The organism is Acinetobacter sp. SW-226 (assembly GCF_055632855.1).
The window spans coordinates 2453465-2476267 of record NZ_CM145752.1 but is presented as its reverse complement, the minus strand read 5'-3'; the positions used below and the strand labels follow the sequence as shown (position 1 = coordinate 2476267).

The 22803-nt window shown below is 40.5% G+C and carries 17 protein-coding genes, 1 tRNA gene and 2 pseudogenes; 16 read left to right on the top strand and 4 right to left on the bottom strand.

The genetic code is table 11. The annotated features are described in order from the left end of the window. Positions 1–315: 315 nt before the first annotated feature. From ACZ8ZH_RS11805 to ACZ8ZH_RS11795, 3 genes are all read right to left on the bottom strand, one after another. Positions 316–594, bottom strand: a complete 279-nt coding sequence (locus ACZ8ZH_RS11805; protein WP_086208378.1) for a hypothetical protein — start codon at positions 592–594, stop codon at positions 316–318. A gap of 267 nt (positions 595–861) precedes the next feature. Beyond that, entirely contained in the window at positions 862–1863 is a 1002-nt protein-coding gene (locus tag ACZ8ZH_RS11800; protein WP_086208377.1) for an ABC transporter substrate-binding protein, read from the bottom strand. A gap of 3 nt (positions 1864–1866) precedes the next feature. Continuing rightward, positions 1867–2454, bottom strand: a complete 588-nt coding sequence (locus ACZ8ZH_RS11795) for an ANTAR domain-containing response regulator (protein ID WP_470247735.1) — start codon at positions 2452–2454, stop codon at positions 1867–1869. A gap of 647 nt (positions 2455–3101) precedes the next feature. On the opposite strand from ACZ8ZH_RS11795, the gene ACZ8ZH_RS11790 reads away from it, so the two are divergent. From ACZ8ZH_RS11790 to mobA, 5 genes and pseudogenes are all read left to right on the top strand, one after another. Continuing rightward, complete coding sequence (locus ACZ8ZH_RS11790) at positions 3102–4475, top strand: MFS transporter (RefSeq protein ID WP_119063496.1); 1374 nt, start codon at positions 3102–3104, stop codon at positions 4473–4475. 34 nt (positions 4476–4509) lie between these two features. Beyond that, a complete protein-coding gene (nirB, locus tag ACZ8ZH_RS11785; protein ID WP_086208374.1) occupies positions 4510–7056 on the top strand; it encodes a nitrite reductase large subunit NirB in 2547 nt (848 codons plus the stop codon). Positions 7057–7144: 88 nt separating this feature from the next. Further along, a complete protein-coding gene (gene nirD / locus ACZ8ZH_RS11780) occupies positions 7145–8755 on the top strand; it encodes a nitrite reductase small subunit NirD (RefSeq protein ID WP_119063495.1) in 1611 nt (536 codons plus the stop codon). A 286-nt stretch (positions 8756–9041) separates the two neighbouring features. Next, on the top strand, positions 9042–11846 hold the full coding sequence (locus tag ACZ8ZH_RS11775) for a nitrate reductase (RefSeq protein WP_119063494.1): 2805 nt from the start codon (positions 9042–9044) through the stop codon (positions 11844–11846). Next, positions 11846–12466: pseudogene (gene mobA / locus ACZ8ZH_RS11770) on the top strand (molybdenum cofactor guanylyltransferase); the annotation flags it as partial. The gene ACZ8ZH_RS11775 and the pseudogene mobA, both read left to right, overlap by 1 nt. Before the next feature lie 20 nt (positions 12467–12486). On the opposite strand, the pseudogene ACZ8ZH_RS11765 reads toward mobA, so the two are convergent. Then, positions 12487–13576: pseudogene (locus ACZ8ZH_RS11765) on the bottom strand (IS4 family transposase). A 431-nt stretch (positions 13577–14007) separates the two neighbouring features. On the opposite strand from ACZ8ZH_RS11765, the gene moaA reads away from it, so the two are divergent. The 11 genes from moaA to ACZ8ZH_RS11710 all read left to right on the top strand — a co-directional run bounded on the left by moaA (position 14008) and on the right by ACZ8ZH_RS11710 (position 22782). Beyond that, on the top strand, positions 14008–15033 hold the full coding sequence (moaA, locus tag ACZ8ZH_RS11760; protein WP_119063492.1) for a GTP 3',8-cyclase MoaA: 1026 nt from the start codon (positions 14008–14010) through the stop codon (positions 15031–15033). A gap of 1 nt (position 15034) precedes the next feature. Then, entirely contained in the window at positions 15035–15577 is a 543-nt protein-coding gene (locus tag ACZ8ZH_RS11755) for a molybdenum cofactor biosynthesis protein MoaE (RefSeq protein WP_110975178.1), read from the top strand. Positions 15578–15722: 145 nt separating this feature from the next. Then, entirely contained in the window at positions 15723–17144 is a 1422-nt protein-coding gene (gene cysS / locus ACZ8ZH_RS11750) for a cysteine--tRNA ligase (RefSeq protein ID WP_119063491.1), read from the top strand. A gap of 64 nt (positions 17145–17208) precedes the next feature. Further along, positions 17209–17284: transfer RNA gene (locus tag ACZ8ZH_RS11745), tRNA-Gly, on the top strand. A gap of 147 nt (positions 17285–17431) precedes the next feature. Further along, positions 17432–18079: a 2'-5' RNA ligase family protein gene (locus tag ACZ8ZH_RS11740; RefSeq protein ID WP_119063490.1), complete on the top strand. Its 648-nt coding sequence runs from the start codon at positions 17432–17434 to the stop codon at positions 18077–18079. Next, positions 18070–18588 (top strand): bifunctional adenosylcobinamide kinase/adenosylcobinamide-phosphate guanylyltransferase, encoded by a 519-nt coding sequence (cobU, locus tag ACZ8ZH_RS11735; protein WP_119063489.1) that lies wholly within the window; start codon positions 18070–18072, stop codon positions 18586–18588. The genes ACZ8ZH_RS11740 and cobU overlap by 10 nt, the downstream gene beginning before the upstream one ends. After that, complete coding sequence (gene cobT / locus ACZ8ZH_RS11730; RefSeq protein ID WP_119063488.1) at positions 18585–19637, top strand: nicotinate-nucleotide--dimethylbenzimidazole phosphoribosyltransferase; 1053 nt, start codon at positions 18585–18587, stop codon at positions 19635–19637. Before cobU ends, cobT begins: the two co-directional genes overlap by 4 nt. Positions 19638–19639: 2 nt before the next feature. Beyond that, positions 19640–20242, top strand: a complete 603-nt coding sequence (locus ACZ8ZH_RS11725; RefSeq protein WP_119063487.1) for a histidine phosphatase family protein — start codon at positions 19640–19642, stop codon at positions 20240–20242. After that, positions 20242–20985, top strand: a complete 744-nt coding sequence (locus ACZ8ZH_RS11720; protein ID WP_119063486.1) for an adenosylcobinamide-GDP ribazoletransferase — start codon at positions 20242–20244, stop codon at positions 20983–20985. Before ACZ8ZH_RS11725 ends, ACZ8ZH_RS11720 begins: the two co-directional genes overlap by 1 nt. A gap of 276 nt (positions 20986–21261) precedes the next feature. Then, positions 21262–22239 carry a KpsF/GutQ family sugar-phosphate isomerase gene (locus ACZ8ZH_RS11715; RefSeq protein ID WP_086208362.1) on the top strand — a complete coding sequence of 326 codons (978 nt, stop codon included), beginning with the start codon at positions 21262–21264 and terminating at the stop codon, positions 22237–22239. Between the two features lie 3 nt (positions 22240–22242). Beyond that, on the top strand, positions 22243–22782 hold the full coding sequence (locus ACZ8ZH_RS11710) for a KdsC family phosphatase (RefSeq protein ID WP_110975171.1): 540 nt from the start codon (positions 22243–22245) through the stop codon (positions 22780–22782). Positions 22783–22803: the final 21 nt, after the last annotated feature.

Here is a 22803-nt window from a genome sequence, read left to right as displayed (position 1 = left end):
TTCGCCGATGTTGGTTGATTATTTTAGCAATCAATATCACGTGGCTATGGTCAGTATTGCTGATCATGGCCATTTTTATTTGCCACTTTAGTGCAGGACCATAAAAGTTTGGCGCCGTTGATCATGTGTCAGCTTATATAAAGATATCGCTACACAGCAACGATATTTGATTTGTGGTGGCCGTGAAGCATTAAAGTGCACGGAAAACAGCCCTGCCTAAGTGGTTTTGCTGGTTTGAAATAAACTCAATACTTTGCTTTTGGCATTGTGCGGTTTTTTGCTTTAGGTGCTGATTTATCATTGCACAATGATCAACTAAGTTTCTTGTAAATTTTTCAATAAATGAGCAATTTTCATCGTGTGTGTTCTATTGGCTTTGACTTCCATGACTTTATTTTCAATCCACCATAAATACTCAAAAATCTCAGTTTCACTGGATTTTTCACAGATAAAGCGAAATAAATTAGGTAAGTATTCTTCATATTCATCTTGTAGAGCTGGATTACGATAAATACATAGTGGGTCCCAGTCTTTAATCAGTATTTTATTAATCGCATGCAATAAAGATACATGGCGATTTTCCTCGGTAAACATAATTCACCTCCGTTATTCATCGGTTAGTTTGATGTTCTATGTATCAGTAGTCATCATGACTCATTTATCTATTGTTTTCATGTTTGAAAAAATAGCTTACATCGCTTTAAGTTTAAGTAAATAGCAAGGCCAGATAGACAGAAGCCAAGCAAAGATTTCCTTTAAAAAGTCGGTCAAGTTAGGTCTTAGATTTACTTCATAATATTATTTAAAATAGATGTTCTAAAATGGTGCGTAATTACAACTCGGTTTACATTTCGTAATAATTTAAAAATTAAGTTTTGGTGAAATGACACAGTTATCACTAATTCTGCGGATTTCATCATTATTTAAATCCACATCATCCCATTTTTGCATTTGCTCGGTAAGCCAAATGAAGTCTGAAACTTGTGGCAAGGCATGTTCTCTAATAAAGCCGCGAATAATACTTTGAATTAGATAATATTTTTCAACATGTACACTATCAGAACATGGGAAACGAATGATGTTGTAATCGACCAGAACCTGCCATACAGCTTCAAAATTTTCCATTTTTTTGAGTTCATCTTGGGCTTTTTCTATAGCTTGGACTAAGGCTGAAAGTGTATTTGGATTGGATATGGCCCATTCTTGCGTGACTGCCAAAACCTTATCTGCAACCCGCGGAATAATGTCTGTTCCAGTTGCAATAATTTGGCTATAACCTTGAATTTCAGCTTGAGTGTTCCATGGTTCTCCGACACAGAATCCCTCAATGAGCTGATTTGAAATGGCTTCTACCATGTAGGGTGGGGGAAGTGTACGTAGTTGAACATGTTTCGCAAAATCAGGATTGGCCAATGCCAGCCATTCACGTAAGCAATAATGATGGATAGATTGCTTAAAGACATGTGCAATAGCCAGCTGTTGTTTATGCTGCATTGCAGTATAAAATTTATGTGCAGTCACTGCTGCATCGTCATTTTTTTGAATGTTTAGTGCATAACAGAGCTTTTGGCTCAAACTGATAAATGCACTGTTATAGCTCAGAACAAGCGGTGTTTGTAGTGGAATACCGAGTTGATCCTGCGCCAGTGCAGCCGCAGGTAACATCGCAGATAGACAATGGGCTGCATCGAGAAAACCAAAAGCTAAACGGTCTCTTAAGCTCGCCCAAGAAGCTTCTTTGACTAAGCTTACATCTAAACCGACTTCTTCAAAAAAACCTCGTTGTTTTGCCCATAATAAAGCAACACAGTCTAAAAGCGGAATATAGCCCAGTTGAAGTTGCGTCTTTTCTAAATGAGCCATGCCTTAGTCCTTGAATTGAGATTGTAGAAGCTGTTGAGCATCCAACAGTCGTCTTGCCATTTCACCAATAGTCATACGATGGCTCATGGCATTTTTACGTAGTAGCTGAAAAGCATCATCTTCGGACAGGTCGTGTAGTTGCATAAGTAATACCTTTGCACGCTCTACATCTTTACGGTCTGCAAGTTTATTTTTAGTATCTTGTAAATCGGAAAGTAGCTTTTTGTGTTTACGAAACTGCTCGATAGATATTTCTAAAATACTTTTTAACTTTGACGGGTCTATACCATCCACAATATAAGCTGTAACACCTGCATCTATGGCACTTTTAATCGTGTCTCTATGGCTGTTTTTAGTAAATAAAACAGTAGGTAAGTTGAACTGACTCACGCAACTTTCAATAATATCCCGTTGTGGGTGATCCATATCTAATAAAATAACGTCTGCATTTAATTGCTCAAGGCGATTAATATTCAAGTGATCTATAATCAGGCAGGCAACTACATCGAAATCATGTTCGATAAGGGATGTACGAATAAATTGTGCGCGTTCTTGATTGTCGTCAATCAAAGCGATTTTCAGTTTAGGCATGTTGTACAGTGCTCAGGTAAACCTGAAAAATGGGATCTAAAATTGTGCTAGCAATTTAAATGCCAAATGTATGAAAATCCAGCTTTATCTCAGATTGGTGAGTCAATTTTTTACGTAGAGATTCGCTATAAGCTGTGTATACCGAGTAAAAAAGACTTTAATCAAAGAAAAATATGTATCTGAGTTGCTTGTCTAAACAAGCCTGTTTAAACACATTGGATGAAATAGAAGCCTAACACAAATTAAAATATACAGCTTGAAGTACAAATTACTTTTGAAGAGTAACGGGAGACCCACTAGAGAGCACAGAGACAATTCAAAAATTCGTTGTTTGCTCAGCGATAATGCAAAATGCACCAATAGTGATCACGCCGTTAAGAAGTCGAAAAAACATGAAGTTGCCTCTTGAAAAGGACGGGCTGATATTGGCTATAGTGCAAGTATTCTAATTATAAAAAACAATAAAAATCATTATATTAACTAGTTTCTTTAAATGTTGGCACAATCATTGCTTAATCTTAATCGAGTCAAAGACGACTCTAAATCAAATTTGTAAGACGGCCAACGACGTCCGTTCTGATCGCTTCTACACCACAAGTTTTTGTGTTGTGGAAAAACAATACGCTCAGTTCTGTCTGGAGAAGGTTATGTCTTCAAATTTAAATGCTAAAAAAGCAACAAAAATAAGTCTTTTTAGTTTCAATGGCGCAGCAATGAGAGCCTTCCACATGAGTTGGCTCGCCTTTTTTGTCTGCTTCTTTGCATGGTTTGCCTGTGCGCCATTGATGCCTGTTATAGCAGGTGAATTTCATCTCACAAAAGATCAAATCGCCAATATTAATATTGCAGCCGTAGCCATCACCATTCTTGTTCGTCTGATTGTAGGTCCACTGTGTGATAAATACGGTCCACGCAAAACATATACAGCACTTCTTATCCTAGGCAGTATTCCAGTTTTTGGCGTTGCTTCAGCAAATAGCTATGAATCATTCCTCTTCTTTCGTTTGCTTATCGGTGCAATTGGTGCAAGTTTTGTCATCACTCAGTATCACACTAGCATCATGTTTGCACCAAATGTAGTTGGAACTGCAAATGCGGCGGCAGCAGGTTGGGGAAATGCTGGTGGAGGTGCAACACAAGTACTTATGCCATTGATGCTTGGTGCTTTAGTGATGTTTGGTGTTGAGCAATCTATGGGCTGGAGAATTGCATTACTTGTTCCAGGCATATTGATGCTGATTGTCGGTTTGATGTATTGGAAATTTACACAAGACTGTCCACAAGGCAACTTTAAAGAACTACGTGCAGATGGTGTAAGTGTTGGTTCTGATAAAAAAGGCGGTGTGGCTATTTTGATGCATGCTGCAAAAAACTATCGTGTTTGGATTTTGTTTGGTGCTTATGCTGCATGTTTTGGTATCGAAATCTTCATTCATAACATCGTCGCAATGTACTACGTAGATCACTTTAAATTTGGTTTAAAAGAAGCAGGTATGGCTGCGGGCATTTTCGGCTTACTGGCTCTATTTGCCCGTGCATTTGGTGGCATTGTTTCAGACAAAATTGCAACTAAAAAAGGCTTAGATGGTCGTACTAAAGTTCTATTTGCAATGATCTTGATGGAAGGTCTGTTCTTAATCGTATTTTCACAAATGAATACAGCAGTCCTTGCCATTCTCGCAATGACCGTATTTGCATTGTTTACTCACATGGCTTGTGGTGCGACCTATGCATTGGTTCCATTCATTGACCGTGATGCTTTGGGAGGTGTCGCAGGCATTATCGGTGCTGGTGGTAACGTTGGTGCTGTGGCTGCAGGCTTCTTACTTAAAGGGATGTTGGATATTCAAACCACACTCATGGTTCTAGGTGGCTTGGTCGTCATCGCCGCAAGTTGTGTGCTCATGATTCGTTTCTCCGTAGAACACAAAGAGAAAGAGCAAAAGTTATTTGAAGCTGCGTTACTTGAGCGAAATAGCGTGGAGCAAAATGCTTCAACTGTAATCAAACAAAGCGTTTAAGCCAAAATAACAACAGGAATTAAGGAGAATTGATATGAAATTAGTGATGATTGGTCATGGCATGGTAGGGCATAAATTCATTGAATCTGTGCTAGAACATGCAGGTGATGATGTTGAAATTACGATCTTGGCAGAAGAGCCACGTTTAGCGTATGACCGTGTACATTTAACTGAATATTTTACAGGTAAATCTGCAAAAGATTTGACCTTATGTCGTGCGGACTTTGCTGATGCTTATGGTATAGATCTCCGCTTAGCGACTAAAGCAACTGCAATTGATACAGTAAATAAATTGATCACCACGAATCATGGCGATGTGATCAGTTATGACAAGTTGGTGCTCGCAACGGGTTCTTATGCCTTTGTTCCTCCAATCCCAGGAAATGATCGTCAAAACTGTTTCGTATATCGCACCATTGAAGATTTAGATGCAATTCGCGCAGCAAGTCTGACCGCAAAGTCTGGTGTGGTGATTGGTGGTGGATTACTCGGTTTAGAAGCGGCTAAGGCACTACGTGATTTAGATTTGGAAACACATGTGGTTGAGTTTGCACCACGCTTGATGGCGGTTCAAATTGATGATTTAGGCGGTAAAGTTTTACGTTCTAAAATTGAGAATCTTGGGGTAAAAGTTCATACCCAAAAAGCAACATCATCCATCGAAGATGGTCTTAATGCTACACACGTGATGAAGTTTGGAGATGGCTCTGAACTTGAAACAGATATTGTGTTGTTTTCAGCAGGGATTCGTCCACGTGATGAATTGGCGCGTCAAAGCGGTTTGGCTGTTGGCGAGCGTGGCGGTATTGTCATTAATGATTATTGTCAAACTTCTGATGCTGACATTTATGCGATTGGTGAATGTGCATTATGGAATAACAAGATCTACGGTTTGGTTGCTCCAGGCTACGACATGGCACGTATTGCAGCAAAACATGTGACAGAACAAGCTTGTCCAGAGTTTGCGGGTGCAGATATGAGCACCAAATTGAAGCTTATGGGAGTAGATGTTGCTTCTGTCGGGGATGCGCATGCGATGACACCGAATGCACTAAGCTATTTCTATGCAGATGAAGACACGATGGTCTATAAAAAGATTGTTGTGAATGCCGAAAAAACGAAATTATTAGGCGCAGTACTGGTGGGTTGTGCAAAAGAGTACAACGACTTATTACAAATGATGCTGAATGGATTAGCAGTTCCAGAGAATCCTGAAAGCTTAATCATGCCGGGTTATGCTCAATCTTCAGCAAAAACAGGTGGAAGTGGTGTTGATCTGCTCCCAGACAGTGCAACGATTTGTTCATGTAATAACGTGTCTAAAGCAGATATTTGTAGCGCAATTGCAGAGGGTTCGACGTCTTTAGGAGCTCTAAAAAAATGCACTAAAGCGGCAACAGCATGTGGCGGATGCGCAGCGTTAGTGACGCAAGTATTAAAATCTGAATTACAACGCCAAGGCGTGACTGTAAATAACCATATTTGCGAACACTTTGCTTATTCACGCCAAGAGTTGTATCACTTGGTACGAGTGAATGAAATCAAAAGCTTTGATGATTTGATTCAACAACATGGTCATGGTTTAGGCTGTGATATTTGTAAACCAGCTGCAGCAAATATTTTAGCATCGTGTTGGAATGATTTTGTTTTAAAACCAAGCCATGCTGGTCTGCAAGACAGTAATGATTACTATCTAGGAAATATTCAAAAAGACGGGTCTTACTCGGTTGTACCTCGTATGGCGGGTGGAGAAGTGACACCAGATGGTTTGATTGCAGTGGGTCAAATTGCCAAAGAATACGGTTTATATACCAAACTGACAGGCGGTCAACGTGTTGACATGTTTGGTGCTCAAATTCACCAATTGCCAGAAATTTGGGAAAAGTTGATTGCCGCTGGTTTTGAATCTGGACATGCCTACGGTAAATCACTGCGTACGGTGAAGTCGTGTGTTGGCAGTACATGGTGTCGTTATGGGGTTGATGATTCTGTTGGTTTAGCGATTTTCCTTGAAAATCGTTACAAAGGCTTACGTTCACCACATAAATTAAAAATGGCAGTTTCGGGTTGTACACGTGAATGTGCTGAGGCGCAAAGTAAAGATGTGGGTGTGATTGCAACCGAAAAAGGCTGGAATTTATATGTTTGTGGTAACGGTGGGATGAAACCACGTCATGCAGAATTATTGGCTTCAGACTTAGATACACAAACGCTGATTCAATACATTGACCGTTTCTTCATGTTCTATATCCAAACTGCGGATCGTCTCCAACGTACATCAGTATGGCGTGACAACATGGAAGGTGGTTTAGATTATTTAAAAGACGTTATTGTAAATGACTCTTTAGGTCTGGCTACTGAACTTGAGAATCGCATGAGTCATGTGGTTGGGACGTATCAGGATGAGTGGCGTACTGCGGTTGAAGACCCAGAGGTGCGTAAGCGTTTTGTCACCTTTATCAATGCAAAAGCTGAACAACAACAAGATCCGCATATTCAGTTTGCTTCTGTACGTGGACAAATTCGTCCGAAAACTGAAGCGGAACGTGATAGCAGCCGTATTCCTGTGGTTGAAGCTTAACAAATTAAGGTATTCAAACTTTTCTCTCTAGTGCTCTCTTAAAAGAAAATATAGAGAGGGGATGAAAAAGTTTAAAAGGATAAAGATGATGACAATTTTAAAAGATATGAATGAACTGGATTGGTTGGATATTTGCGCCTTGGATGATATTACGCCAAATACAGGTGTAGGTGCGCTACTCGAAGACCAACAAATTGCAATTTTTCGGGTAGGCAGTGAAAAGCGTGTTTATGCTTTGAGCAACCAAGATCCGTTTAGTAAAGCTTTTGTGATGTCACGTGGCATCATTGGTGATTTACAAGGTGAGCGTGTTATTGCGTCGCCTATTTATAAGCAACATTTTAGTTTAGCAACAGGTCGTTGTTTGGAAGATAAAGATCAAAAACTTTTGGTTTTCCCAAGCAAGATTGAAAATGGCCGTGTACTCATTAGCCCAACGCCACAAAAAACCTATATCACCAATAATGGTACTTCTCAGGAAAAAATGAAGTTGGTCTTGGTGGGGAACGGTTTGGCAGGTATGCGTTGCCTAGAGGATTTACTCGATATGGCACCAGATCGTTATGAAGTGACGGTGATTGGTGAAGAGCCATGGGGTAATTATAACCGCATCATGCTATCACCTGTTCTATCTGGTGATAAGACTATTGATGACATCATGTTGCATCCGCATGCATGGTATAGCGATAAAAATATTCGCTTTATTGCAGGCGACCCAGCAGTGCGTATTGACCGCCCACGTAAGCAAGTTTATACCGAAAAAGGCGTGATGGTAGATTATGATCGTTTGATTTTAGCGACAGGCTCAAAACCATTTATCCCGCCCGTGCAAGGTTCGGATTTAAAAGGTGTGCTGAGTTTCCGTGATATTTACGATGTGAATACCATGCTTGAATACAGTAAATCTAAAAAGAATGCTGTGGTGATTGGCGGTGGTTTACTTGGTTTGGAAGCGGCGTATGGCCTAAAACAGCGTGGTATGAATGTGACGGTGTTGCATTTGATGGATCGCATTATGGAGCGTCAGCTAGATAGTAAAGCGAGCCAAATGTTACGTCATAGTATCGAACAAAAGGGCATTTCAATCATTACAGAGGCGAATACTGAAGCTTTGATTGGGGTGGATGGTCATGTGACACAGGTTTGTTTGAAAGATGGCACAGTTTTAGATGCAGACCTAGTGGTTTTTGCTGTAGGTATTCGTCCTAATATGGCCTTAGCACAAAGTGCAGGTCTCCGCTGTAACCGAGGTGTCTTGGTGAATGACACCATGCAAACGTATGACCCAAGTATTTATGCGGTAGGTGAATGTATCGAACACCGTAACCAGACTTTTGGCTTGGTTGAGCCACTTTGGGGGCAAGCGTTTATTTGTGCATCGCATTTGGCTGAGCACGGCAGCTTGACGTTTAAAGCGCCAACAGTACCGACTCAATTAAAAGTCAGCGGTTGTGATGTGTTCTCAGCAGGCAATTTTGAACCGAAAGATGATTTTGAAGATATTATTTTAAATGATGAAAAGCGTCAGATTTATAAACGCATTATTATTCAAAAGGATAAGGTGATTGGTGCAGTTCTATTTGGTGACACGGAAGATGGAGCTTGGTATGCAGAACTTATTTCGGATCAAACGCCAATTTCATCCATTCGCAATAAATTGTTATTTGGTAAAGATTTTGCATTAAAAATAGCAGGGTGATCAAAACCCAACCTTTTAATGTATTGAAGCTCGATACGCGGAAACGTTATCTACTATTGTTTGAGTTGATAGCAAACATGGAAACGAATGTTTCTGCGGACTTTTAGGTAAATGACGGATGCAATGAGTTTGCGGATCTTGCGTTGTTTTAGTCGCATCTTAGGTTTTGCCTACTCTTCGACAAAGAAAAGTAGGTCTAACCGAAGTTTATTCCTGAAAATTAACTTTCTTGCAAAGACGTCGTCGTAATGAATCAAATTGTATATTTCAAAATTAAGGAGTTTCTATGAATAGTATCCCTGTAATGGAACTGCATAGCTCCACAGAAAAAATGATTAAAACGACACAAACGACGTGCCCTTATTGTGGTGTGGGATGTGGAGTAACTGCAACTGTTGAAGAAACTGCTTTAGGGCGAAAAGTGTCTGTGGTGGGGGATTTAAATCATCCATCAAATTACGGAAAACTGTGTATCAAAGGTAGTAATTTAGCCGATACAGTGGGCTTAGAGACACGGGTTTTACACCCAATGTTAGGCCGCAAAACAGATTTAGATACGTGTATCCAAAAAACATCGAGAGTACAAACAGATTGGGATACTGCAACTGATTTAATTGCTGATAAATTCCAACACTATATAGATCAATATGGTCCTGAAAGTATTGCTTTTTATGTGTCAGGTCAGTTGTTGACAGAAGATTATTATGTGGTCAATAAATTTGTAAAAGGTTATCTTGGCACAGCCAATATTGATACCAATTCAAGACTATGTATGTCTTCAGCGGTAGCAGCACATAAACGTGCCTTTGGGGAAGATTTAGTTCCTGCTAGTTATCATGATTTTGAACATACGGATATGGTGGTTCTGGTTGGTTCAAATACAGCATGGTGCCATCCTGTATTGTATCAGCGCATAATGAAAGCTAAAGAAGAAAGAGATCTTTTTGTCGTTGTGATTGATCCACGGTTTACTGCTACTTGTGAGGCAGCAGATTTACACTTGCCAATTTTGCCGGGTCAAGATGTTACTTTGTTCAATGGTCTATTGCAGTATTTGGCAACCAATCATTATACCGATACCGATTTTATTGCAAAGCATACCCAAGGCTTAGACGCTGCGCTTATCAGCAGTGGAACTGAGTTTTCGATCGAAAGTTTGATTGAGCGTACTGGAATTTCAGCGGAGAAATTGACCTTATTTTTTGAAAAATTTGCTCAAACAGACAAAGTAATGAGCTTGTTTTCAATGGGGGTCAATCAATCTTCACGTGGGGTAGATAAGGCCAATAGTATTATTAATTGTCATTTGTTGACTGGAAAAATTGGCAAGTTGGGTGCTGCGCCGTTTTCAATGACAGGACAACCCAATGCGATGGGTGGGCGTGAAGTTGGTGGTCTTGCAAATATGCTTGCGGCACACATGGACTTGGATAATCAAAAACACCAACAATTGGTACAGCAGTTTTGGCAAAGCCCGACAATTGCGAAACAAGTGGGTTTAAAAGCTGTTGACCTTTTCGAAGCGGTTGAGGCAGGGAAAATTAAAGCCATTTGGATTATGGCGACCAACCCTGTCGTGAGTTTACCAAATGCTGATCAGGTAAAACGTGCGCTAGAAAAATGTGAGTTTGTGATTGTTTCAGACATTTGCAAAGATACGGATACCACGCAATATGCCGATGTGTTATTGCCTGCTCTTGGGTGGGGAGAAAAAGATGGTACAGTCACCAATTCAGAGCGTCGTATTTCACGACAACGTGCCTTTTTGGACTGCCCAGAACAAGCCAAAGCGGATTGGTGGTCAGTTTCTCAAGTGGCTAAAAAGCTGGGCTTTAGTGGTTTTGACTTTGAGAGTAGCCATGACATTTTCAAAGAACACGCAGAGCTTTCAGCTTATCAAAATGCGGGACTGAGTCAGTGTTCGGCGTCTGATGTTTTTCGCTATTTCAATTTGAAAGGTTTAAGTGATCTTTCATTTACTGAATATCAATATCTTGCGCCAGTTCAATGGCCTATTCTAAATAAAAATCAACAAGATGGTGCTGTTGCTCAGTTATTTGAAACAGGGCAGTTTAGTCATGCGGATCGTAAAGCAAAATTTATTGCAACAGCTGCTGTTGGTGCAGTTAATAAAACTTGCAGTGAATATCCATTGGTATTGAATACTGGTCGAATTCGAGATCAATGGCATACCATGACTCGTACAGGTTTATCAGCCAATTTAAGTACACATAAAGCAGAGCCATATTGCGAAATTCATCCTAACGATGCATTAAAATATGGACTCAAAGATGGAGAGTTAGTTGAAATCAAATCGGTTTGGGGGAACTGTGTATTACGTGCCACAGTGAGTGATAATATTCGTCGGGGACAAATTTTTGCACCGATTCACTGGAATGATCAATTTGCATCAGATGCACGTATAGGTAAAGTCGTAAACCCTGTGGTGGATGCTATTTCAGGGGAACCTGAATTTAAACATACGCCTGTGATGATTCAACCCTTTTATACCCAATGGCAAGGGGTATTTTATGTACGTAAAGGCTTTGAAAACATCGTTCAGAAAACCATTGAAAGTACAGTATGGTGGACAAAGATTCAAACAGCCAAAGCAGTGCGCTATGAGTTAGCAGATCGCCATCGTTTTACTGAAACGACAGAGAAGTTAAAGAGCTTACTTCCTTTTGAAGATGAAAGCTTTGAATGGCTGAATTTAGAAGATCAAACAGCGCACATCAGTCATAGTGTGGTGTTACAAGAGGGACATCTCATTGCGAGTCTTTATATTGCTCCGAAAGCATTGTTACCAGACCGGGATTGGGTTGCAAGTCTCTTTAAACGTGAGCGGTTAAGCGCAATGCATCGTAAGGCATTGTTAGCTGGTCAAGCAATGTCGATGGGGCAAAGTGAAGGACCGTTGGTGTGTAGTTGTTTTAAAGTGGGTAAAAATAGAATTATTCAGACCATTAAAGAAAAAAATATCACCGATGAAAAACAAGTCACTGCATGTTTAAAGGCCGGTGGAAATTGTGGTTCATGTTTACCTGAAATTCGAGGGTTGATTAAGGCATGTCAAACTGAGGATGTATAATGAAAAGAAAAATATTTAAACTGGTGACGTATCCTGACACTGAAGTTGTGATTTTAGCAGGTGGACAAGCACGTCGTATGAACGGCATTAATAAACTGCTACAAAAGTTTGATGACGAAATCCAGCTCATCAAAATTCATCAACAGTTAAAATCACGGGCAACAAAAGTGTGGGTGAATAGCCACCGTGACCATTCCATTTATGAACGATTGATTCCATCCATTGGCTTTTTTGAAGATGATGAAGCAGGCTTCCAAGGCCCATTAATGGGGATGAAAAGTGCATGGGCGCATGTACAATCAGATTATGTACTGTTTGTACCCTGTGATGTGACTTTCATTCCGAAAAAAGTATTTTCACGCTTACATCAGGCGATGCAACAAGACCCAAATTGTGGTGTGGCGATCGTTGAAATGAATGAACGTGCTTTATATCCATTTTGTTTGGTAAAACGCAGTAGCTTACCGACTTTGATTCGCCACCTTGAACAAAATCAGCGCAGTTTAAGACAGTGCTTTGCAGATTTGCACCCACAAGTGGCACGTTTCAAAAATCATGCACTGTTTTTTCATAGCATTAATTCATTAGATGAATTGCAACAACATCGTCAGTTAAATTTTTTCTCTGTACACGACAAATTTCACAGAACCCTTATCCTATCAGGATTCTGCCTTCTTAAAATTGCCAAAATTTCCTTAAACTCTTCTTTTTTCCCAAAACCAATTAAACGCTGAATCGCCATTTGAACATAGTCTAAACCATAGCGAAATAAACTCATTGAGAGTCGTCCATGCTTCTTTATTTTTATCGCTTTTTTTGATCATGTTGCCATTCACCTGTTAAATAGCACCAACAGAAACCGATAGCTAGCACTGCTATCAATTTCTTGACTCGTCCAGGGTCTGTTAAACGAGTATTTTCAAGATTGAATCCACGTCCTTTGAGACAACTAAATAAGGTTTCGATTTCCCAGCGTAATGCATAATCACGAATAGCAGAAGCATTAAACATAGGAGAAACAACAAGTAAAAGTTCCCCATCTTCTAATCGTAGCGCACTAATATACAGTTTCACTCGACCAACCCAAATACGTCGTTTACGACATTCAGTTTGACCAACTTGAAGATGACGAAATAAATCACTAATTTTATGATTCCTGGCTAAGTGATTGGTCACAATAAAGTTTTTTTAACACGTATACAGAAGTTGATGTCATTTTCAATTAACCATGTAAACCATTTCTCACCGATAAATTCTCTGTCTGCGAACACATTCACAATACGGTCTTTACCAAAAATAGAGATAAAGCGTTGAATCAAAGCAATACGCTCTTTTGTATCTGAATTTCCACGTTTATTGAGCAATGTCCAAACAATAGGTATCGCTATTCCACGATAGACGATGGCTAACATCAAGATATTGATATCTCGTTTTCCCCATTTCCAATTGGTTCTATCTAAAGTCAGTTGCACTTTGTCGAATGAAAACATATTGAAAATCAACTGAGAAATTTGACGATAATCAAAATACTGACCTGCAAAGAAGCGTTGTATACGTCGATAAAATGATTGTGGTAAGCACTTGATGGGTAAGGCTTTAGATGCAGAAGAAAGATTACAGGTCTGTTTTACAATTAATGCAATCATAATCAGTGTAAAACATTTTACATGTGACTTGTTCCACTTTAGATATTTGTTTAAGATGAGATGTAACTCATTGAAATGTGTCATCATATTCGTCGTCAGAAAACAAGTATTATGCCATTATTTCAATGAGTTATCTATTTTTGTCGTGTACAGAGAAATTTTTTATAAAAAGTAGCGTTTAAACGGTTCGGATTCTGCGCAGTAGGCACAGATCGCATAAATAAAAATGATTTTGATACTATCTCGTGATTTGACCAATGAGTAGTAATGCTGACTAATAATAGAAATATATTTAAAATAAATAAAACAATATCTTAAACTGTTTTTACGTGTCTGATTTATTTTATCTATATAACAATGTGCTGTGTATTGTTCTATTCGTGTTATGACTTGAGCGTATTCAATCTGTTGAATAGCACAAAGTTGGAACATTTATTGCTGTTTTAAAACCAAGAAATTAGGGCGTGAAATTTGAACTGTTCAATAACAGCGCAAATGATGCGTAGGCAAGACAGATGAACAGCATGACACAGTTAGCCGCAATTGGCGTATTTCAAGATCAGTTTGGGCGAGAAAAGCGAAAGCTACGGATCTCCGTGACGGATCGTTGTAATTTTAAATGTGTCTATTGTATGCCTGAACATCCTGAATGGATGAAAAAACATGATCTACTGAGTTTTGAAGCACTCTATCATTTTTGTGAATTTATGGTGCGACAAGGAATTGAGCAGATTCGTATTACGGGGGGAGAACCATTGATGCGGCAGGGAGTGGTGCATTTTATCGAGCAACTCCAATCGTTAAAAAAAATGGGTCTCAAGCGTGTTTCAATGACCACCAATGGTCATTATTTAAAACAATATGCAGATGCTTTAAAACAAGCTGGACTGGATGACTTAAATATTAGTCTGGATAGCTTAGATGCGGATCAATTCCAAAGACTGACCAAGAAACAACTCCATACTGTGCTTGAGGGAATACAAGCCGCACAAGATGTTGGTTTTAACATTAAAATCAATACAGTCCTTATGAAAGGAATGAACGAGGATCAAATTATTCCTTTGGTGCAGTGGGCCAAGCAGCAAAAACTAGAACTACGTTTTATTGAGTTTATGCCTTTAGATGGCGATCAAAATTGGTCGCAAGCTGATGTTATAACTGAGCAAGAAATTTTGTCTCAACTCAGCTCACAATTTACGGTGCAAGTGCTTGAGGGACAAGGTGCCAATCCAGCGCGTAGTTATCGGGTGGATGGCAGTGTGGTTGGCGTTATATCGACCATTAGCAACTCGTTTTGTGGGGAGTGTGATCGACTGCGCTTGAATGCGCAGGGCGAGTTTTATAATTGTCTCTTTGCTAAGCAAGGTTTAAAACTGAAACCAGATATTCAACAGCTTGCTCAAGATTATCAACATGCATCTGTGCATTTGAAAAGTAAGTTGATGACTTATATCTGGCATAAAGAACAGGGCTTTCAGACTATTCAACAGCAAGTACTCCAACCTATTCGCAAAATCAGTATGCATATGATTGGGGGCTAAAATGACCTTAAAACAGTTTTCACGTATTCAAGCATCTGCTTTTAGTCAAAATGACTTTGATGGTATCCATCATTTTCCTGAGTGCGGCGCTATGGGTATATTTATTGGTACGGTGCGAAATCACCATCAAGGTAAAGCTGTCCAAGCATTGAAATATAGTGCTTATGCACCTGTCGCTGAAAAAATGATTCGTCAAATTGAACAAGAGATCCAATTCAAATATGGCGTGTCTTATGTTCGGGTGGTACATCGGATTGGTACTTTAGCTATTGGCGATACTGCCATTATTGCGATGGCTTACGCTGCGCACCGCCATGAAGCCTTTCAAGCCTGTGAGGAAGCTGTCGAACGAGTGAAACATGAAGTTCCTGTATGGAAAGAAGAGTTTTATCTGGATGGTAGCAGTCAATATGTCGAAGGTTGTTGTATTCGAAAAGACCATGAAGTGCCAAAACCTCATAGCCACGAGCACTGTGATCATGCGTATGTTCATGCCCAGCAAAGCGCATTATTCAATGCCAATATTTACCAGTGGCACCTTTAAGATTTGCATGAGAAAATTTAGCACTTGATGAGTTTAAAAAGGAAAGCGGTGAGATAATTTGAAGAAAAATCTTCTGAAAACTTTATGAAAAATAATGCTTAGGTTAAGATAATCCATTCTTATATTTAAAGTCTTTTGAATCGCTATGCAACCATTTGTTCTATATAACTCAGAGCAACGCAAAAAAGTAGAATTCGTACCTCGTGTTGAGGGGCATATTGATATGTATGTCTGCGGTATGACGGTGTATGACTACTGTCATATTGGACATGCGCGCGTGATGGTTGCATTTGACTATATTATTCGCTTCTTGCGTAGCCAAGGTTGGAGCGTGAAATATGTGCGTAACATTACCGACATTGACGACAAAATCATTAAGCGTGCCAATGAAAATGGCGAGTCGATTACTCAACTAACAGATCGCTTTATTCAAGCCATGAATGAAGATGCTGAAAACTTAGGTTGTCTACATCCAGATGAAGCCCCACGTGCAACGGATTATATTGACCAAATGCAGAGCATGATTGGCAATTTGGTTAAAAAAGGCACTGCGTATCCATCTACCAATGGTGATGTGTATTTCCAAGTAGAAAAATTTGCCAAATATGGTCGTCTTTCAGGTCGCAAACTGGAAGACATGCAAGCGGGTGCATCTGAACGGGTCGATGTTGAAGTTGAGAAAAAACATCCCTTTGACTTTGTGCTTTGGAAACATGCCAAAGAAAATGAACCTGCATGGGCTTCGCCGTGGGGTAAAGGTCGTCCAGGTTGGCATATTGAATGTTCTGCCATGTCGACTTGCTGCCTAGGGAACCATTTTGACATTCATGGTGGTGGTTCGGATCTCATGTTCCCACACCATGAAAATGAAATTGCACAGTCTGAGGCTTCAACTGGTGAGCAGTATGTCAACTACTGGATGCATGTCGGTTTCATTAACGTTGATGGCGAGAAAATGTCGAAGTCATTGGGCAATTTCTTTACCATTCGTGATGTGATGGATAAGTTTCACCCTGAAGTGATTCGTTACTTTATTGTGTCATCGCACTATCGTAGTCCTGTGAACTTCTCTGATGTTGCTTTAAAAGAAGCAAAAACAGCACTGTCACGTTTCTACCATTCATTTAAGGCATATCAACAAGCCTATGGTGATACGCACGTCGATACCTTGGATGAAACATTGCTTGAGCGTTTCAACAGTGCCATGCGGGATGACTTTAATACCGCCGAAGCCATTGCGGTATTGTTTGAAGTTAACAAAGAATTGAACCGTGCAGTGAAAGAGCAACACGCTGAGCAAGCGGCAATTTACTATGCAACCTTGCGTCATTTAACTAATATTTTAGGTTTGGTTCAGCACAATGTTGAAGAGTTTCTGAAATCTGACATTGGGCAAGAGGCTTTGGCTTTGTCTGAAGAGCAAATTGAAGATTTGATTCAACAACGTCAAGACGCTAAAAAAGCCAAAGAGTTTGCCAAAGCAGATGAAATTCGTCAATCTTTGCTTGATCAGGGTGTTGTTTTGGAAGACACTCGTCAAGGGACAATTTGGCGTCGTGCTGATTAATTCAGCAATTGCATTATAGAGTGTTGACAGTTTGATGAAACTCTCTATAATGCACATCCATATTGCGGGAATAGCTCAGTTGGTAGAGCACAACCTTGCCAAGGTTGGGGTCGCGAGTTCGAGTCTCGTTTCCCGCTCCAAAATTTAAAAAACCTCAAGCTTAGCTTGAGGTTTTTTTATGTCTGTAATTTGAGTGTGTTGAAAATAATTCATTTAAATGTGAAATTATCTCGGCGTTTCAGCCCATCATTTTGCCAAAAATATGCTTAAATCATTCATCTTCATTTGTGAATAAAATTGTGTTCCTTCAACCCAATAGCACTGTCGTACCGACTGAAGATCGAGACTATCCTGAATGGCATTTGGGACGTGAGCACTATGCACTTTGGTATATTGAAGTGAATGATCCTGTTTTGGTCAGCTATTTAACCCAGCTTCGTGAGCAGTTTTCAGATTTACTTTATCAACCGAATCAACGGCAGTTTCATATCACCTTATTTGTTGCTGGTTTTTGGGTAGAACAGGCAACACAGTCGGACGACTTTAGTCGAGCGCAACTGAATCAGCAGCTTGAACGTCTTAAAAATTTAAAGCTAGAATCTTTTCAGTTACAGATAGGTGGATTAAATAGTTTTGAAAGTGCCTTATTTTTAAAAGTGGATGATACCGCAGGCGTGTTGGAAAAAATTAGAAAAACATTGTTGCATACATCGCAGGAAGTCGCGGCATTAAGTTATTGTCCGCATATTACATTAGGTCTATACCGTGAAGCGTTAAGTAGTGATCATGTATTGACACGTATGGCTGAAATTGAAGACATCAACTATAGCTTACACATCTCAAAGCTCACGTTTGGTTTTTATCAGGCAGATGTTTTACAAGGGCCATTGTTTTCACATACACAAATTAAGTTGGGAAATGCACAATGCAACTGATTTTAGGTGGTGCACGTTCGGGGAAAAGCCGCTTGGCAGAGCAGGTTGCACAACAGTTAGCGCAGCCAGTGGTCTATGTCGCCACAGCACAAGCCTTAGATGGGGAAATGCAAGCGCGTATTCAACACCATCAGCAGCAACGACCCGAAGATTGGGGGCTGTGTGAAGAACCCATTTATCTTGCAGAGCAGTTGCTCAAATTAGATCGCCCAAACCAAACCATTTTAGTCGATTGTCTGACCTTATGGATGAGTAATTTACTGATGCAGACTGACTCAAACTTACAAGTTCAAGAATGTCAGAAGTTGTTAGATGTTGTGGGAAGTTTACAGTCCGAGCTGATTTTAGTGAGTAATGAAACAGGTTTAGGTGTGGTTCCAATGGGGCAAATTAGCCGTCGCTTTGTCGATGAAACAGGGCGATTGCATCAGCAGTTAGGTCAAATCGCAACAAAAGTGGTGTTCTGCGTGGCAGGATTTCCCATGATTTTAAAAGGAGAACAAGTGTGAGTTGGTGGTTAGAAGCATGTCAAAGTCCGAGTGAGTCAGTATTGACTCAAGCCCTAGTACGCCAGTCACAGTTGACCAAACCGACCGGCTCGTTGTCGGAGCTTGAATCGGTTGCTGTAACCTTAGCCAGTTTGCAAAACACTGTAAAACCTAAGATTGACCGCCCATGGATTACGATTTTTGCAGGTGATCATGGGGTGATGGAAGAAAATATTTCTGCCTATCCACAAGCGGTGACACGTCAAATGTTGCAGAACTTCGCAACAGGTGGGGCGTGTATTAGTGTGATTGCCAAAGAGTATCAAGCTAAATTACAAGTCATCGACTGTGGTTCAGTCGGTGAAGCTTATGAATATGTCGGAGTTGAACGCCACTGCATCCGCGCGGGTACGGCTAACTTTGCTCAAACTCTGGCTATGACTGAGGTTGAGTGTGAAGATGCTTTTGCTTTGGGTCAAAAAAGTGTGGAAGATGCCATCGCTTATGGGGCGGATATCTATGTTGCGGGTGAAATGGGAATTGGAAATACCTGTTCAGCCTCAGCTGTCGCTTGTTTTTTATTGGCTGAACCTGCTGAAAAGTTAACAGGTGTTGGAACGGGTATCCGTACTGAACAATTGATACATAAAAAACAGGTGATCGACCAAGCACTTGCACTGCATGCCCAATATGTCGGGAACGATCCATTTAAAGCCTTATGTGCCGTGGGTGGACTTGAAATCGCAGCCATGACAGGCGCGTATATTCGCTGTGCGCAATTGGGTCTGCCGATGGTGGTGGATGGGTTTATCAGTACTGTTTCGGCGTTACTCGCAGTACGTTTAAATCCACAGGTTCGCGCTTGGATGCTTTTTGGACATCAGTCGGCTGAATATGGTCATGTGCGTTTGTTGCAAGAACTTAAAGCGATGCCTTTATTGAAGCTGAACCTACGGTTGGGAGAAGGCAGTGGTGCAGGGGCTGCACTTGGATTGATCAAACTCGCCTGTCGTTTACATAATGAGATGGCAACATTTGCTGAAGCAGCAGTGATTGGTGAGAAAGTTTAAAGATGTTGTATTTAGATTTTCTGCGCCATGGCGAAACCAGCTTAAGTCATACCCTACGGGGTAAAACGGATGATGCTTTGACGGCGAAAGGTTGGATGCAAATGCAATCTACCCTCAGGCAGGCTGAGCAGGTTAGTCAGGCATGGGATGTCATTTATAGCTCACCGCTACAGCGCTGCCGTTTGTTTGCAGAGCAATGGGCCGAGCAAAAACAGCTTCCTTTGTTTATAGAACCGAATTTGCAAGAAATGGATTTTGGAGAATGGGAAGCTCAGCCGACTGAGCGACTTTATCAACTCTTTCCAGATGAGTTGGCCCAATTTTGGCAAACACCGTTAAGCTTTACCCCGCCTCAGGCAGAAAGCCTATTGGTATTTAAAAGCCGCGTTCTAAAGTCTGTAGAGAGGTTGACCCAACAAATGCATACGCAGGGCTGGACATGTGCATTGATTATTTCCCATGCTGGAGTGATTAAACTCTTAAAATGCCAAGCGCTAAAACAGCATGATAATGATCTTTTAAAAATGTCAGCAGAGTTAGGGCAGTTGAACTGCTTTGTTTTTACTCAAGGGCAGCTTCAGTTTATTCAAAGTGAGGATGTGTAATGACACCTTTTTGGATTGCATTACAGTTTTTAACGACGTTTCCAGTTCGCTTAAGCGCAATGCCAACGCCTCAGCAAAATGCGCAGGCATTGTTGTTTTATCCTGTAGTGGGTTTGCTCATAGGAAGCATTCTGTATGGAATTGCCCTGTTATTACATGCTTTGCCAGTTGTGCTATTAAGCAGTGTAATTCTAGTGCTCTGGATTTGGCTGACAGGTGGTTTGCATCTGGATGGTTTGGCCGATACCGCAGATGCTTGGGTTGGTGGTTTTGGCGATAAAGCACGCACACTGGCGATCATGAAAGATCCGAGTTGTGGGCCTATAGGTGTACTCAGTCTTGTCATTATGTGCCTATTAAAATGGTCGGTATTATATGTGTTATTACAAAAACAGCTGTATACAGCGCTGATGCTTTTTCCTCTGTTAGGGCGTCTCGTACCTCTTTTTTTCTTTTTAAGCACAGACTATGTACGTGAAAAAGGACTTGGTAGCCAGTTGGGTCAACATCTAGCTCGCCCAATCGCAATAGCACTTTTACTGCTTACGCCTTTAGTGGCCTTGTATTGGGCATGGATTGGAGTTGTTGTCCTTGCCTCATTTTATTTAGCATTGTGGTATTTACGGTGTAAATTTATACAGCGCATCGGGGGAGTGACAGGCGATACCATCGGGGCAAGTATTGAAATAATTGAATTAGCCACATTATTGAGTTTTGTGTTTGCTGTATTTTATTTAGCCTAACTATTATAAACCAAAAAAAATCGTCGTTTGATGTAAAGCGATAGCAGATCTTGATCGAATGGTAAAAGCATCAGTATAAAAGCGGACAATATAGATCATTAAAATAGAGATTCAATTGTTCGAATGGATCATTTGTAGATATGTTGTGAAAATCCAAAGATTTCCACGCTAGTTGACAACCTAGATATGATAAAATCTTGGAAATTATTTTTTATGTGATGGTAGTGTTTAATATCATCATGCAATTCAGGTAAAACAGCATTGAATTCTGAAAATATGTCAAATCCTATTGATTTCCAAAAAGTGGCTTTAGAAACTCTTGAGATAGAGCGACAAGCATTATCAGTTCTTGCACAGCAAATAGATGATCGTTTCACTCGTGCATGTGAAATTATTTTAAAGTGTAAAGGGCGTTTAGTCATAACTGGAATGGGAAAGTCGGGACATATTGGACGAAAGATGGCAGCTACGTTTGCTTCTACAGGCACGCCATCATTTTTCATGCACCCTGGTGAGGCTGGTCACGGTGATTTGGGGATGTTGGTTGCAGGTGATGTGCTGATTGCGATTTCAAACTCGGGCAAGAGTGATGAAATTATGATGCTGATGCCTTTGATTAAATATTTAGGTGTGCCTTTAATTACCATCAGTGGTGATGAACGTGGACCAATGCCACAAAATGCTGATGTGGCGTTGACCTTAGGTGATATCCAAGAAGCGTGCCCATTGGGTTTGGCACCAACATCAAGTACCACAGCAACCTTAGCTTTGGGAGATGCATTGGCTGTTGCACTACTCGAAGCTCGTGGTTTTACGTCAGATGACTTTGCTCGTTCCCATCCCGCTGGTGCACTCGGTAAACGTCTGTTGTTGCATGTGAAACATTTAATGCATACAGGGGATGAGTTACCAAAAGTGTCTCCAGATACAGCAATGAACAAAGTTCTTTACGAAATCTCAAACAAACGCCTAGGTTTAACCACAATTGTGGATGAAAATGATCGACTGTTGGGTATTTTTACCGATGGTGACTTACGTCGTTTGATTGATAAGCAACAAGGTTTTGATGTGAACTTGGCTGTGTCAAATGTGATGACTCAAAATCCACTGACAATTTCTGCCGAAGCACGTGCTGTCGAAGCCTTAGAGCGAATGAACGAAAAGAAAATTAACCAATTTGTCGTCGTTGATGATGCCAATAAAGTGATTGGTGTGTTGAGTATGCATGACCTGATTCAAGCTGGGGTGAACTAAGAAATGGCTTCTTATATTTTGTTAGAACAAGCACGTCATGTAGAAGCTCTAGTTTTGGATGTCGATGGTATTTTGAGTGATGGTTTTGTAACTTTAACCAACTCTGGGGACGAAATTAAATCCTTCGATATCCGTGATGGTTTAGGTATGAAATTGGTTCAGCAGGCTGGCGTTAAAGTGATTATTATCACGGGTCGTAAGAGCCAGATCGTAGAAAAACGCATGTCTGATTTGGGCGTTGACCTTGTTTATCAAGGCCGTGAAGACAAAGGTGTGGCGCTACGCGAAGCTTGTGCAAAGTTCGGCATTGTGCCAGAGGACTGTTTGTATATGGGAGATGACTGGCCAGACCTATCTGCATTTGCGATTGCTGGTATGAAAGTTACAGTACCGAATGGTCACTTAGAGGTTCGTCGTCGTGCGGATTTAGTCACTCAAGCGATGGGTGGTCGTGGTGCTGTACGTGAAATTTGCGATATGATTTTACAAGCCAAAGGCGTATACGAAACTTTACTTGAAAAGTATACCGCAGTCCCGCATTAATCAGTATGCATGCATGAGAGT

Excerpts from the sequence above, each read along its gene's own strand:
- ACZ8ZH_RS11805 (WP_086208378.1), bottom strand. The coding sequence starts at position 594 with ATGTTTACCGAGGAAAATCGCCATGTATCTTTATTGCATGCGATTAAT.
- ACZ8ZH_RS11800 (WP_086208377.1), bottom strand. The coding sequence starts at position 1,863 with ATGGCTCATTTAGAAAAGACGCAACTTCAACTGGGCTATATTCCGCTT.
- ACZ8ZH_RS11795 (WP_470247735.1), bottom strand. The coding sequence starts at position 2,454 with ATGCCTAAACTGAAAATCGCTTTGATTGACGACAATCAAGAACGCGCA.
- ACZ8ZH_RS11790 (WP_119063496.1), top strand. The coding sequence starts at position 3,102 with ATGTCTTCAAATTTAAATGCTAAAAAAGCAACAAAAATAAGTCTTTTT.
- nirB (WP_086208374.1), top strand. The coding sequence starts at position 4,510 with ATGAAATTAGTGATGATTGGTCATGGCATGGTAGGGCATAAATTCATT.
- nirD (WP_119063495.1), top strand. The coding sequence starts at position 7,145 with ATGACAATTTTAAAAGATATGAATGAACTGGATTGGTTGGATATTTGC.
- ACZ8ZH_RS11775 (WP_119063494.1), top strand. The coding sequence starts at position 9,042 with ATGAATAGTATCCCTGTAATGGAACTGCATAGCTCCACAGAAAAAATG.
- moaA (WP_119063492.1), top strand. The coding sequence starts at position 14,008 with ATGAACAGCATGACACAGTTAGCCGCAATTGGCGTATTTCAAGATCAG.
- ACZ8ZH_RS11755 (WP_110975178.1), top strand. The coding sequence starts at position 15,035 with ATGACCTTAAAACAGTTTTCACGTATTCAAGCATCTGCTTTTAGTCAA.
- cysS (WP_119063491.1), top strand. The coding sequence starts at position 15,723 with ATGCAACCATTTGTTCTATATAACTCAGAGCAACGCAAAAAAGTAGAA.
- cobU (WP_119063489.1), top strand. The coding sequence starts at position 18,070 with ATGCAACTGATTTTAGGTGGTGCACGTTCGGGGAAAAGCCGCTTGGCA.
- ACZ8ZH_RS11725 (WP_119063487.1), top strand. The coding sequence starts at position 19,640 with ATGTTGTATTTAGATTTTCTGCGCCATGGCGAAACCAGCTTAAGTCAT.
- ACZ8ZH_RS11720 (WP_119063486.1), top strand. The coding sequence starts at position 20,242 with ATGACACCTTTTTGGATTGCATTACAGTTTTTAACGACGTTTCCAGTT.
- ACZ8ZH_RS11715 (WP_086208362.1), top strand. The coding sequence starts at position 21,262 with ATGTCAAATCCTATTGATTTCCAAAAAGTGGCTTTAGAAACTCTTGAG.
- ACZ8ZH_RS11710 (WP_110975171.1), top strand. The coding sequence starts at position 22,243 with ATGGCTTCTTATATTTTGTTAGAACAAGCACGTCATGTAGAAGCTCTA.